Source organism: Pseudomonas sp. LBUM1646 (genome assembly GCF_059716165.1).
In genome coordinates this window covers 42,893-56,121 of record NZ_CP166810.1, presented here as the reverse complement: position 1 = coordinate 56,121, position 13,229 = coordinate 42,893, and the positions used below count along the sequence as shown (strand labels likewise).

The window sequence follows — 13,229 nt, the reverse complement described above, 5'->3', positions numbered from 1 at the left end:
GCCTTAGACCGCCAGCGCCATATAGAACTGCGTGCCCTGCCCCGGCCGCGAATAAACCCCCATCCGCCCGCCGTGCAATTGCACGATTTCCTTGCACAAGGCCAGGCCCAGCCCGGCACCGCCCTTTTTGCGCCCGACCTGCACAAACGGCTCGAAAATCCGCCCTTGCTGGCCGTAGGCAATGCCTTCGCCGTTATCCTCGACGCTGATAATCACCCGCTCGCCATGGCGCCGGGCCTGCAAGCGGATCTGCCCATCCTCGGCGGTATGCCGCAAGGCATTGTCGATCAGGTTGTCGAGTACTCGATCCAGTTGCGCCTGATCCGCCTGCAACCGCGGCAACGACCCCTGCACTTCCACCAGCAACTCGATCCCCCTCTCTGCCGCCGCCCCCGCAAAACGACCTTGTGCCTGCTCCAGCAAGTCCTCTATGGAGCACGGGCCCAGTGTCAGTTTCTGTAGACCGTTCTGGTAGCGCGAGAAGTTCAGCAGGTCGTTGATCAACTGCATCAAACGCTGCATTTCTTCGTTCACCGTGTCCAGCAAGTCCGCTTCGCGCGAATCCGGCGGGAATTTCGCTCGCTCGCGAAACAGACCGAACGCCATGTGCATCCCGGTGACCGGCGTGCGCAGTTCATGCGAAGCACGCAACACGAACTCACTGCGCACCCGTTCGAACGCCCGCTGCTCGGTGACGTCATGCAGCACCATTACCGCGCCGAGAATATGCCCCTGGGTATGGCTGACCGGGGTCAGACTGTAGGTCAACAGCCGCGACTCGCCGTCGACTTCAACACTCAGGTCTTCCGGCGCGCGCTCCAACGTGCCGCCCCGCAAGACCAATTGCAGCAGTGCATCCAGTTCGGGACGCTCAAGCGCGGCGCCCAACCCCTGGCCGAGACGATCACTGTCCCAACCCAATTGCCGTTGCGCCACCGGGTTAAGGTGCTCCAGATGACCTTCGCGGTCGATCATCAGCAAACCGTCATCAATGCTGTCGAGCACCGCCTGCAAGCGCTGCTGGCCGGCCATCAACTCGTCGATATTGGTCGCTTGGTGCTCACGCAGGGCCTCGGCCATGATGCCAAAGCGTTTGGTCAACTGGTTCATTTCCGCAGCCGAGGAAATCGGCAGGGTCACTTCGAAATTACCTTGGCCAATGTGGTCCGCGGCCTTGGCCAGTGCTTCGATTGGCGCACCGAAACGTCGGGCAATCCCATGAGCCGTAATGAAACCGATGATCAGTACCGCCAGGCCTACCAAGCCGAGCAGCCCGGCGATCAGCAGCGCCCGATCACGGCCCTTGCGCTGGGTGTCGTTGATGTTGTCCAGCGCTCGCTTGTGTTCGGAAATCAGGCCGTTGCGCAGCGTGTTGAATTTTTCCGTGAGCGCTTCATTGCCACTCAACACGTGGGTCGGGTCGCGGGACTCGCCGTAAGCCTGGAGAAAACTCAGGTAATCCGTTTTGGCTTGGTTGAAGCCGTACTGGACGCCATCGCCCAATTGCTCATGAGCAATGCCTTCGTCGAGCAACTGAAAGTAATGCTGCCGGGAGGCCTCGAATGCAGCGGGATCAGGTTTCTCGCTGAGCATGCTGATCAGTTGATCGCCCAGGGCTTGGCGCAGCTTGAGGCCCAAGTCGAGGGTGACAAAGTTGTTGCGGACTAAAGCTTCCTGGCTACCCGCCATCTGCATGACGCTGACCAGCCCGAGCAATAGCCCAAGCAACGCCACGGTGATGAGTGCGGAAATACTCAGGAACAGCCGGGTCCGCAACTTCATCGCCAGTTTCATCGGATGCCGCTCACAGGTTGTACTGCTTGCGTTTGCGGTACAGGGTCGAGGCATCGATGCCCAGGGTTTTGGCCGCTTGGTCCAGGGTTCCGGCGGTGGCCAGAACGGCGCCGATGTGGGCTTTTTCCAGCTCATCCAGGCTCAGCGCGGCACCGACCCGTGGTGAATTATTGGCCGGTTGTTCGGCCATGCCCAAGTGGCTGATTTCGACACGCTCCTGCGGGCAGATGATGCTCGCCCGCTCCACCACGTTTCGCAGTTCACGGATGTTGCCCGGCCATCGATAGCTGAGCAGCGCCTCCCGGGCCTCATCACTGAAGCCCCGGGCTGGACGGCCGTATTCCTTGACGAAACGCGCCAGAAAACGGTCGGCCAGGGTCAGGATGTCTTCGCTGCGTTCGCGCAACGGCGGCAGGTGCAAGGTGATGACGTTCAGGCGATAGAGCAAGTCCTCACGGAAACGACCGTCGCGCACCATGTCTTCAAGGTTGAGGTTGGTCGCGGCGAGAATCCGCACATCGGCGCGGCGGGTCACCGGATCGCCCACCCGCTCGTATTCTTTGTCTTGAATGAATCTGAGTAACTTCGGCTGCAACGTCAGGGGAAAATCGCCGATCTCGTCGAGAAACAGCGTTCCGCCATCTGCCTGGTTGACACGCCCCAAGGTACTTTCGCTGGCTCCGGTAAACGCACCGCGGCTGTGGCCGAACAGTTCGCTTTCCATCAGTTCAGCGGTCAGCGATGGGCAGTTGATAGTGACGCAGGATTTTTTCTCGCGCTTGCTCCAGCCGTGAATGGCCCGGGCCAGTTCACCTTTACCGGTCCCGGACTCGCCGAGAATCAGGATATTGGCGTCGGTGCCGGCCACTTGCCGGGCCGTTTCGAGCACAACCTTCATCGCCGGGCTGTGGGAGTCCAGGCCATCCTTGGTTTTGCGCACTTCACCTTCGAGGGCTTCCAGGCGCGCCGAGAGTTGGCGCACTTCCAGTTGCTTGGCGGTGGCCAGGCGCAATTGATCCGGGCTGCAGGGTTTGACCAAATAGTCGGCGGCACCCGCCTGAATCGCATCGACCGCGGTATCGACGGCGGAATGCGCGGTAACAATCACCACGCGCATCCACGGCGCCTGAATGCGCATCTGTGCCAATACATCGAGGCCGTTGTCCTCGCCCAGGCGCAAATCCAGGAAGCACAGATCGAACACCTGACGCTGTAACAGTGCATCAGCCTGGGCGGCGCTGTTGGCGGTGGCGACGGTATAGCCTTCGTCTTCGAGGCAATAGCGGAAGGTACGAAGGATGGCGGACTCGTCGTCCACAAGCAGAATGCGGCCTTGATGCTCAGTGGCTGATTCCATTTTCCTACGCTCCTTACTGAATGATTTTGGTTAGTCCCCGACAAATCGGGCAAGTTGCATGGTTGATTCTGGTCCATTCCAGCGATGGCAGGGTAGATATCTACTTACCATTTCGCCAACAGACTGATTTAGCTGGTTTTTTATAAAAAACCCAGCATTTCGGCGATGACCTACGTGAACGTCTGACATCCACGCCCTCCTCTCAATTCAAAAATTCTGAAAGTTCCTGTGAAGCTTTCGTGCATTACGCACGACCGCCAGAGGCCCATCGTGCAGGATGCGTGCGGAACGATTTTCATCACAATCATAACTAGTTGATTTTGTTGTGTTTTTTACTTACTAAAAGCTGGCATGCAGGCTGCAATAGTCTTGTTAACGCAGGGCATTCACGGAATGAACGCTCTCAACAAGATGACCACCCAGGTGGAGGAGCTACAGGATGAATCGCCAACGTGCCGCGCAACTGCGTATCTCGCCACTGCATATCCAGCAGGGCTTGTTCGCCATGCTCGCCCTTACGATCACTTTGATCGGCGGCCAGCAGTTTGCCCGCTGGGAGCAAAACCAGCAGCCAGAGGCGCCACGCCTGTCGATTCAACACGCCACCCAGACCCACTTCAGTGCCGTCAGCAGCAACGTGGCTGACAGCGCCTCGATGCGAATGATGGACGTCGACCAGGCCCAGCCTGTGGACCAGATGCCCCGTCAGGAACGTTGGGTGTTTTAAAGAACCGAACTTGGCGCGACCGATGCGCCGGGAAAAGCACCACCTGCACTACCTCTAAATAGAAGCGTAAGGAGAATCACCATGTTGAGCTGGGCAATTACATTCTTGATCATTGCCATCATCGCCGCCGTACTGGGCTTCGGTGGTATCGCGGGCACCGCCACGGGTATCGCCAAGATTCTCTTTGTCGTGTTCCTGGTGATGTTCATTGCATCGTTCTTCTTTGGCCGTCGCGGTCGAGGCTGAATATGAGCGTTTTGTTTAAGACACTGGCAGCCGCCCTGCTTCTGGGCGGTAGTGCCATGGCGATGGCGGCCAATGACGGCCAGGCGCGGGCCAATGAGCTGCTGAACTCCGACCCGCAGTACCGTGAAACCTGGACAAAAGTCGTCAAAAAGGAAGAGCGACTGCCGGAATGGGTGATGAACCTGACCGGCGACTCAGAGCAAATGAATGCCGTTCAAGAAGATGGCGACCAGTATCTGGTCGGGCCCCTGTGCGAAACCCAACAGACGTGCCTGAACAAACGCTTGATCGTGGCATTCAGCTTCAACAAGAAGGATGCCTACGCGATGCTGGTCGAAGTGCCTGCGGGACTGCCCGCCGACAAGTCACCCACGCGACATGCCGACTACCGCTTCCTGGGGAAGCCGAATCAGGGCATGCAGGACCTGTTGATGGAACAACTGAAAAAAGATCCGAACTGGTACTGAGTTTGAAACATGAAAGGAGCAGCATCGCTTCTTTCCAGTGCGCCACCCGAGGAAGGCAGGCGCATGACCAAGGGGTCGGGACGCTCTGACTGTTCCAGTGTCGGAGTGACCTACGGGCACATGGAGTGTCTGCGCAAGGGCCGGGTCAGGTGTAAAGCTGCTACGCAAGTTCGCCGTCCCCGAGTGGCTCGACGGACTTGCGGAGAGCTTCAACGTGCAAAACGTTGATCTAGAGCACTTCGCTTAATCCCTTCTGCTGCATATTCCCCGCAAAACCGTTTCGCGGTGTTTCTTCACGACCGTATATCGAGAAACCTCCGACTTTCATCCGAAGAGTTTTCGCTGCTAAACGTAGGCTTTTTCCTAAGTTTTGCCATGAATTCAACTGTTTAAAAATCAACCAACCTGCTCTGAAATGGCCGGTTCACGGCACTTATGCCTGCCGAAATGTCGTATTCGAACCGGTTGGGACGCCAGTTTCATTTGAAAAAGCTCATGCCGATTCGGCATAGGGTAGGCGTTTACGGCATTAGACGTCGCTTCCTTGCATCGGAATAGTTGCGCCTTTTTTCGCCTGCCGAAGAGCCGTAATTACGCGCTTCGGGGCACCTTATACGGGGGCAGATGCACAAACTTTTCCGCCACTGAGCGTTCCAGTTCGCGCATCTGCCCGAGTCAAACTGAAGTAAGGGTAATGATATGAAGAAGGCAAAGCTTAGCCTCGCCTGGCAGATCCTCATCGGTCTGGTATTGGGGATTGCAATCGGTGCGCTGCTCAACCATTTCAGTGCCGAAAAAGCCTGGTGGATCAGTAACGTCCTGCAACCTGCGGGCGATATCTTTATCCGTCTGATCAAGATGATCGTGATCCCGATCGTGATCTCTTCGCTGGTAGTCGGTATTGCCGGCGTCGGCGACGCGAAGAAGCTCGGGCGCATCGGCCTCAAGACCATTCTTTACTTCGAAGTCGTCACCACCATCGCCATCCTGGTCGGTCTGGTGCTGGCCAACGTGGTCCATCCGGGCACCGGCATCGACATGAGCACCCTGGGTACTGTGGATATTTCCAAGTACCAGGCGACTGCCGCCGAGGTTCAGCATGAACACGCGTTCATCGAAACCATCCTCAACCTGATCCCATCGAACATCTTCGCGGCCATGGCCCGCGGCGAGATGCTGCCGATCATCTTCTTCTCCGTATTGTTCGGTCTCGGTCTGTCGAGCCTGCAATCGGACCTGCGCGAGCCGCTGGTGAAGATGTTCCAGGGCGTGTCCGAGAGCATGTTCAAAGTCACCCACATGATCATGAACTACGCGCCAATCGGCGTGTTCGCCCTGATCGCGGTGACCGTGGCCAACTTCGGTTTCGCCTCTTTGCTGCCGCTGGCCAAACTGGTGGTGCTGGTTTACTTCGCCATCGCCTTCTTCGCCTTCGTGGTGCTGGGCCTGATCGCCAAGCTGTTCGGCTTCTCGGTCATCAAGCTGATGCGCATCTTCAAAGATGAGCTGGTGTTGGCTTACTCCACCGCCAGTTCCGAAACCGTGTTGCCGCGCGTGATCGAGAAGATGGAAGCGTACGGCGCGCCGAAAGCCATTTGCAGCTTCGTGGTGCCGACCGGTTACTCGTTCAACCTCGATGGTTCGACCCTGTACCAGAGCATCGCGGCGATCTTCATTGCCCAGCTCTACGGCATCGACCTGTCGATCAGCCAGCAATTGCTGCTGGTGTTGACCCTGATGGTCACCTCCAAAGGCATCGCCGGTGTACCGGGCGTGTCCTTCGTGGTGCTGCTGGCCACCTTGGGCAGCGTCGGTATTCCGCTGGAAGGCCTGGCATTCATCGCCGGTGTCGACCGCATCATGGACATGGCCCGCACCGCACTGAACGTGATCGGCAACGCCTTGGCTGTGCTGGTTATCTCGCGCTGGGAAGGCATGTACGACGACGCCAAGGGCGAGCGCTACTGGAACTCCCTGCCGCACTGGCGCAGCAAGGAAAAACTGCCGGCAGGTGAAATTTCCAAGAGCTGATCACGCCCTCTGTAGGAGCAAGGCTTGCCCGCGATGAACGATGACCCGGTGTAACTGAAACACCGCGGCGTCTGCATCGCGAGCAAGCTTTGCTCCTACAAAGAACAGCCAAAACAAACCCCGGAGAAATCCGGGGTTTGTCGTTTCTGACGACCCCGCTATCATTCGCCGCATTCTTCGGGGGATTTAACTGATGCTCAATGGCCTGTGGCTTGGCTTCTTCATCGTGGCAGCCGTGTCGGCTCTGGCGCAGTGGCTGATCGGCGGCAACGCCGGGATCTTCGCGGCGATGGTGGAAAGCATCTTCGCCATGGCCAAGTTGTCGGTGGAGGTCATGGTCCTGTTGTTCGGCACCCTGACCCTGTGGCTGGGCTTTCTGCGGATTGCCGAGAAAGCCGGGATCGTCGACTGGCTGGCCAAGGCCCTCGGCCCATTGTTCCTGCGCCTGATGCCGGAAGTTCCGCCCGGGCACCCGGCGATCGGCCTGATCACCCTGAACTTCGCCGCCAACGGCTTGGGCCTGGACAACGCCGCGACGCCGATCGGCCTCAAGGCGATGAAGGCGCTGCAAGAGTTAAACCCCAGCGCCACGGTGGCCAGCAACGCGCAAATTCTGTTCCTGGTGCTCAACGCTTCGTCCCTGACCCTGCTGCCGGTGACGATCTTCATGTACCGCGCCCAGCAAGGCGCGCCGGACCCGACGCTGGTGTTCCTGCCGATCCTGCTCGCCACTAGCTGCTCGACCATCGTCGGCCTGCTGTCGGTGGCGTTCATGCAACGCCTGCGCCTGTGGGACCCCGTGGTGCTTGCGTATCTGATTCCCGGCGCCCTGGCATTGGGTGCCTTCATGGCGCTGCTGGGGACGCTCTCAGCCACCGCGCTGGCCGGTCTGTCTTCAATCCTTGGGAACTTGACGCTGTTCGGCCTGATCATGGTGTTTTTGATCATTGGCGCACTGCGCAAAGTGAAGGTCTACGAAGCATTCGTCGAAGGCGCCAAAGAAGGCTTCGATGTCGCCAAGAACCTGCTGCCGTACTTGGTGGCGATGCTCTGTGCAGTAGGCGTATTGCGGGCGTCCGGGGCGCTGGACTTCGGCCTGGACGGCATTCGGCATCTGGTGGAGTGGGCCGGTTGGGACACACGCTTCGTCGATGCGCTGCCGACGGCGATGGTCAAGCCATTCTCCGGCAGCGCCGCCCGGGCGATGCTGATCGAAACCATGAAGACCTCCGGGGTCGACAGCTTCCCGGCGCTGGTGGCGGCGACGATTCAGGGCAGTACTGAAACCACGTTCTATGTGCTGGCGGTGTACTTCGGCGCGGTGGGGATTCAGCGGGCGCGGCATGCGGTGGGGTGTGCGTTGCTGGCGGAATTTGCCGGGGTGGTCGGCGCGATCGGGGTTTGCTACTGGTTCTTCGGTTAATAAAGACCCCTGTAGCAGCTGGCGCAGCCTGCGTTCGGCTGCGAAGCAGTCGCTAAACCAGGCACTGCAATCCACCTGATAGATCCGGGACAATGAATTGACGACTGCTTCGCAGCCGAACGCAGGCTGCGCCAGCTGCTACAAGGGATCGGCGGCGTTCCTGGGTGCCGGCGCGACTTTCTGTCCTTGCTCCACCGCCCAAGCCACCACCTGCGCCGTCAACTGATCGCTGGCTTGGCCAAACCCGGCGACCACCGCCGGCACCTTCACGTCGCTCAGCGGCTGACGCACTTCAAAGCGGCGGCTGGCGAGGATGCGCTGGTCATAACCGCGCACCAACAACGCATCCAACCGCACCACCACGCTCGCGTTCGCGCCTTGGTACTCGGTCTGGAACGCTTGCAGATTCCCGCCCAGCTCCAGATCCGCCTGGAAATTGCTGTCATCGGTGCTCAACAACGACACCCGACCATCGCGCTGAAAACCATCCAGCAACCGGTTACGCAGCAGCACCGGCGCCGGATCGCTCCAGCGTGAAGCCTTGTAGCTACTGATCAGGTCACCCGAGGGGATCACGGCGATTTTCGGGCTGTTCAACACTTCGCTGGCCTGGGGCTTGGCCAGGCGCAACGACCAGCGTTGCGGCGTGCCATGGCTGGCCGATGTAGCGTTCTGAGCCGAAGGTAAGCGATAGACATCGGACGGCTCGGACTTGGGCAAGATCGAGCAAGCGCTGACCAACACAAAACCGGCGAGGAGGGCGAGGTGAGTCAGCTTCATGGCGTGAATTCCTTGTTCTTGTCGCTGCCCAGCAGGTAACCGCTGGGGTTGGCTTCCAGGCGCTGGGAAATGGCTCGCAGCGACGTCAGGGTGTCGCGCAGTTCACGCACCGCCGGGGCCAGACCATTGAGGCCCTGCATGCCGCTGTTGAGGGAATCCTGATTGTTGGTCAACAATTTGTTGATGGTCGCGCTGCTCTGTTCCAGCGACTTCATGGCCTGCTCGGCACTGCCGAACATCTGCTTGCCCTGATCGTTGAGCAAGCCATTGGCGTTGCGCATCAGCAGCGACGTCTGTTCCATCATGGTGTTGGCCTGTTTGCCGACCGATGCCAGTTGCTGCATCGCCTGACGAATATCGCCGCGTTGGTCGGCGATGGTCCCGGTGGTTTGTTCCAGGTGCTCAAGGGTTTTGCTGATGCGCTCGACGTTCTCCGATGAAAACATCTGATTGGCGTTATGCATCAAGACGTTCACCCCGGCCATCAGGTCGCTGCTGTCGTTCAGCAGACGGGCGATGGGTGAGGGTGCCGCGACAATCGTCGGCAACTCGCCATCCTTGCCTTTGAGCTTGGGACTTTGTGGCGTGCCGCCACTGAGCTGAATGATCGAGGTGCCGGTGATCCCGGTCAGCGCCAGTTTGGCCTCGGTGTCTTCCTTGATCGGCGTATCGCCGCCGAGACGAATCCGCGCCAGCACCCGGCGCGGGTCCTTCGGGTCCAGGCGCAGGGTCACTACGTCGCCGACCTTGATCCCGCTGTACTGCACGGCGCTGCCTTTGGACAGGCCGCTGACCGCCTCGTTGAAGACGATTTCGTAGTCCTTGAACTCGGTGTCGACGCTGGACTTGGCCAGCCAGAGACCGAAGAGCAGGGCGCCTGCCACCACAATCACGGTGAACAGGCCGATCAATACATGATGGGCTCGGGTTTCCATGTCAGACCTCGTTAAGCTGTTGAGCGGCGGTCAGCGCCGCGCGGCCACGTGGGCCATGGAAGTATTCGTGAATCCACGGATCGTCGGTTTCCGAGACCTTGTCGATGGCATCCGCCACCAACACTTTCTTCTGCGCCAGCACCGCCACCCGGTCGGTGATGGTGTAGAGCGTGTCGAGGTCGTGGGTCACCAGGAAAAAGCTCAGGCCCAAGGCATCGCGCAGGGTCAGGATCAACTGATCGAAAGCCGAAGCGCCAATCGGGTCGAGGCCGGCGGTGGGTTCGTCGAGAAACAGGATGTCCGGGTCCAGCGCCAAGGCCCGGGCCAGCGCCGCACGTTTGATCATGCCGCCGGACAGGGACGCCGGGTATTTGTCCGCCGCCGACAGCGGCAGCCCGGCCAGCGCCAGTTTCACTGCGGCCAAGTGCTCGGCGTCGGCACGGCTGAGGCCGGCGTGTTCGATCAAGGGCAGGGCGACGTTCTCGGTCACGGTCAGCGAAGAGAACAGCGCGCCTTTCTGGAACAGCACGCCGAAGCGTCGCTCGACCATCGAACGCTCATGCTCCGACAGCGTTGGCAGATTCTTGCCGAAGACCTTCACCACACCCTCACTGGGCTGGCGCAAGCCAACGATGCTGCGAAGCAACACCGACTTGCCGCTGCCGGAGCCACCGACCACTGCAAGGATTTCGCCCTTGTACAAATCCAGGTCGAGGTTCTCATGCACGCTCTGGCTGCCGAAGCGATTGCACAGCCCACGGACTTCAATCACCGCCTCGGTGGGCGCTCGGGGTAGACGACTCACCAGCCCATCTCCATGAAAAACAACGCGGCCACGGCGTCGAGCACGATCACCACGAAAATCGATTGGACCACGCTGGACGTGGTGTGGGCGCCGACGGATTCGGCACTGCCGCTGACCTTGAAGCCTTCAAGGCAACCAATCGCCGCAATCAGGAAGGCGAAGATCGGCGCTTTGACGATCCCCACCAGAAAATGCTGAACACCAATGTCGGTTTGCAGCAGCGACAGGAACATCGCCGGCGAAATCCCCAGCGACACCGCGCAGACCACGCCACCACCAATAATCCCGGAGATCATCGCCAGAAAGGTCAGCATCGGCAGCGCCACCAGCAGCGCCAGGACGCGTGGCACCACGAGCAACTCCATGGGGTCGAGGCCCAGGGTGCGGATCGCGTCGATTTCTTCATTGGCCTTCATCGAGCCGATCTGTGCGGTGAACGCACTGGCGGTGCGCCCGGCCATCAGGATCGCGGTCAGCAACACGCCGAATTCGCGCAGGAACGAGAACGCCACCAGGTCCACGGTGAAAATGCTCGCGCCGAAACTGGCCAGTACGGTCGCCCCGAGAAACGCCACCACCGCGCCCACCAGAAAGGTCAGCAGGGCGACGATGGGCGCAGCGTCGAGGCCGGTCTGTTCGATGTGCGCGACCATCGGCGTGATGCGCCAGCGCTTGGGCCGGAACAGCCCGCGGGCGATGGTTTCGAGGATCAGGCCGACGAAGCCCAGCAGTTGTAGAGTGTCTTGCCAGACGGTGTCAACGGCGCGACCGATGCGGGTCAGCAGTTGAATGCCGACGCCGGTTTCCGGCTCTTTGAGCGGTACGCAGAAATCGGTCAGCGAGCAGTAGACGGTTTGCAGCAACGCGCGATCGGCGTTGGAGAGGGTGCATTCGGGGTGTTCGGCCGATCGGCCCAGGCGTTCGGAACCCAGCAACTCCACCAGCAGCGAGGCGCCGGCGGTGTCGAGCGCGCCGAGGCCATTCAGGTCGATGTGGGTGCTGTCGTCGTATTGGCCGCGAAGCTTGTCGCCCAGGCGCTTGAGATCGGCGTAATGGGCGAGCGTCCAGTCACCCGTGACCCGCAATTGCGCGGGGGTGTTGGAGGTGTCCAGTTGGGCACTGCCGGGCAATGTGCTGCTGGTCATAAGCTCCGTGCTTGTTCGGCTGTTACGCAGAACTACGTAATAGCACGAACCGGATTACTTTTCTTTGGTCGGTGTGCTGTCCGTGATCACGAAGCGCAGCACGCCGATCACCTGGCCATCTTCGGTCAGCACCCGGACCTGCCATTTGCCTGCCGGGTTGCCCGGGAAATTCTGTTTGTGGGTCCAGGCCCGGTAGCCTTCCTTGCGCCCGCCATGAATATCCAGGGGGATGCGGTCGACTTCTTTACCGTTGAACTGCCACACGTGATAAATCCGCTCATCCAGACCGCGGGGGGCGTTGATCGCGGTGTAGGCGTACAGTCCGTCACCCCGGATCTGTTCGGCGCTGACCTCGTCCAGACTCTTGCCCGGTGTGCGGTCCTGCATTTGCGTGCTGATGGCCACATCGGTCATCCACAGCGTCGCCGGCGGGACCCACGAACGCAGCACCCAACCGAGCGCGCCAATGCCGAGCGTGATGCTCAGAATCGCCAGGGCGTTGCGCACGGTGCGAATCGGGAAGATCGACGCCAGGCTCGGGAATGACAGCACGACGGAAATGCCCAGGGCCAACTTGAAGCTCTGGGACGTCGTCAGATGCAGGATCACGGGCAGGGCGGTGAGCAGGGCGGCGAACAGCGTCAGGGTGTGCAGCGCCAGGAACGCCCAGCGCCGCGGCGCCAGCCATTTGTAGTAGAGCGGGTCGGTGATGGAAATCAGCGCCGCGATACTCAGCAATCCGGTAAAGAACAGTTGGCCGCTGTTCCAGGTGGTGGTGATGAAGAAAAAGGGCAGGACGAAGAACAGGCTTTCCTGGTGAATCATCTGCGTGGCGTAACGCAGCAGCGGTTGGGGGATCTCGCGTTTGAAGATTCTGGCGAACAGCTTGGTGAGGCTGTTTTCGAGCATCAGCCAGATCCAGCTGATCAGCATGATGGTGGTGATCCAGGTCGCCAGGCCCTGTTGGCGATCCACCAGCATGAAGCTGCCGACCCCAGAGATAAAACCACCGAGCGCAATGACCCCGGGATAGCGCTTCATCAAATCGAGGATGCGCTGGACGAACAGGGTCAGGGTAGGCATTCGGCGGTTCACAGTAGTCGTAGGGAAATCCTCGACAGGGTAACGCTGGCGAGTCGGTGTGGCGAGAGTCTGCGCTAACCCATGTAGCAGCTGCCGAGGCACGAGGCTGCGTTAACCCGTGTAGCAGCTGCCGAGGCACGAGGCTGCGTTAACCCACGTAGCAGCTGCCGAGGCACGAGGCTGCGCTAACCCGTGTAGCAGCTGCCGAGGCACGAGGCTGCGTTAACCCACGTAGCAGCTGCCGAGGCACGAGGCTGCGTTAACCCGTGTAGCAGCTGCCGAGGCACGAGGCTGCGCTAACTCATGTAGCAGCTGCCGAGGCACGAGGCTGCGTTAACCCGTGTAGCAGCTGCCGAGGCACGAGGCTGCGCTAACCCGTGTAGCAGCTGCCGAGGCACGAGGCTGCGTTAACCCACGTAGCAGCTGCCGAGGCACG

Annotated in this window: 12 protein-coding genes; 5 read left to right on the top strand and 7 right to left on the bottom strand. The window is 60.1% G+C overall.

Annotated features, from left to right (window positions below):
• Positions 1–3 precede the first annotated feature (3 nt).
• Both ACA071_RS00245 and algB read right to left on the bottom strand, forming a co-directional pair.
• Complete coding sequence (locus ACA071_RS00245) at positions 4–1,794, bottom strand: ATP-binding protein (RefSeq protein ID WP_497642645.1); 1,791 nt, start codon at positions 1,792–1,794, stop codon at positions 4–6.
• A 10-nt stretch (positions 1,795–1,804) separates the two neighbouring features.
• Positions 1,805–3,151, bottom strand: coding sequence for a sigma-54-dependent response regulator transcription factor AlgB (gene algB / locus ACA071_RS00240; protein WP_497642644.1), 1,347 nt, complete (start codon positions 3,149–3,151; stop codon positions 1,805–1,807).
• A 439-nt stretch (positions 3,152–3,590) separates the two neighbouring features.
• Here algB and ACA071_RS00235 point away from each other — a divergent pair, with 439 nt between their 5' ends.
• The 5 genes from ACA071_RS00235 to ACA071_RS00215 all read left to right on the top strand — a co-directional run bounded on the left by ACA071_RS00235 (position 3,591) and on the right by ACA071_RS00215 (position 8,045).
• Positions 3,591–3,878 (top strand): hypothetical protein, encoded by a 288-nt coding sequence (locus ACA071_RS00235; protein WP_497642643.1) that lies wholly within the window; start codon positions 3,591–3,593, stop codon positions 3,876–3,878.
• A gap of 81 nt (positions 3,879–3,959) precedes the next feature.
• Positions 3,960–4,124 (top strand): DUF1328 domain-containing protein, encoded by a 165-nt coding sequence (locus tag ACA071_RS00230; RefSeq protein ID WP_003177151.1) that lies wholly within the window; start codon positions 3,960–3,962, stop codon positions 4,122–4,124.
• 2 nt (positions 4,125–4,126) lie between these two features.
• Positions 4,127–4,591 (top strand): inhibitor of vertebrate lysozyme family protein, encoded by a 465-nt coding sequence (locus ACA071_RS00225; RefSeq protein WP_497642642.1) that lies wholly within the window; start codon positions 4,127–4,129, stop codon positions 4,589–4,591.
• 699 nt (positions 4,592–5,290) lie between these two features.
• Entirely contained in the window at positions 5,291–6,622 is a 1,332-nt protein-coding gene (gene gltP / locus ACA071_RS00220) for a glutamate/aspartate:proton symporter GltP (RefSeq protein ID WP_123408509.1), read from the top strand.
• A 193-nt stretch (positions 6,623–6,815) separates the two neighbouring features.
• Positions 6,816–8,045: a nucleoside recognition domain-containing protein gene (locus ACA071_RS00215; RefSeq protein ID WP_497642641.1), complete on the top strand. Its 1,230-nt coding sequence runs from the start codon at positions 6,816–6,818 to the stop codon at positions 8,043–8,045.
• A 138-nt stretch (positions 8,046–8,183) separates the two neighbouring features.
• Here the strand turns inward: ACA071_RS00215 and ACA071_RS00210 are convergent, their stop codons facing one another.
• From ACA071_RS00210 to ACA071_RS00190, 5 genes are read right to left on the bottom strand one after another with little or no spacing between them, the layout of a single operon-like run.
• Positions 8,184–8,825: an ABC-type transport auxiliary lipoprotein family protein gene (locus ACA071_RS00210; protein WP_497642640.1), complete on the bottom strand. Its 642-nt coding sequence runs from the start codon at positions 8,823–8,825 to the stop codon at positions 8,184–8,186.
• Positions 8,822–9,760: an MlaD family protein gene (locus ACA071_RS00205; RefSeq protein ID WP_497642639.1), complete on the bottom strand. Its 939-nt coding sequence runs from the start codon at positions 9,758–9,760 to the stop codon at positions 8,822–8,824. Before ACA071_RS00205 ends, ACA071_RS00210 begins: the two co-directional genes overlap by 4 nt.
• Position 9,761: 1 nt before the next feature.
• The gene (locus tag ACA071_RS00200; RefSeq protein ID WP_497642638.1) at positions 9,762–10,565 is read right to left on the bottom strand and encodes an ABC transporter ATP-binding protein; all 804 of its coding nucleotides are present in this window, start codon (positions 10,563–10,565) and stop codon (positions 9,762–9,764) included.
• On the bottom strand, positions 10,562–11,710 hold the full coding sequence (locus ACA071_RS00195; RefSeq protein ID WP_497642637.1) for an ABC transporter permease: 1,149 nt from the start codon (positions 11,708–11,710) through the stop codon (positions 10,562–10,564). The genes ACA071_RS00200 and ACA071_RS00195 overlap by 4 nt, the downstream gene beginning before the upstream one ends.
• Positions 11,711–11,764: 54 nt before the next feature.
• A complete protein-coding gene (locus ACA071_RS00190; RefSeq protein WP_497642636.1) occupies positions 11,765–12,793 on the bottom strand; it encodes a DUF5924 family protein in 1,029 nt (342 codons plus the stop codon).
• Between the last annotated feature and the right edge of the window lie 436 nt (positions 12,794–13,229).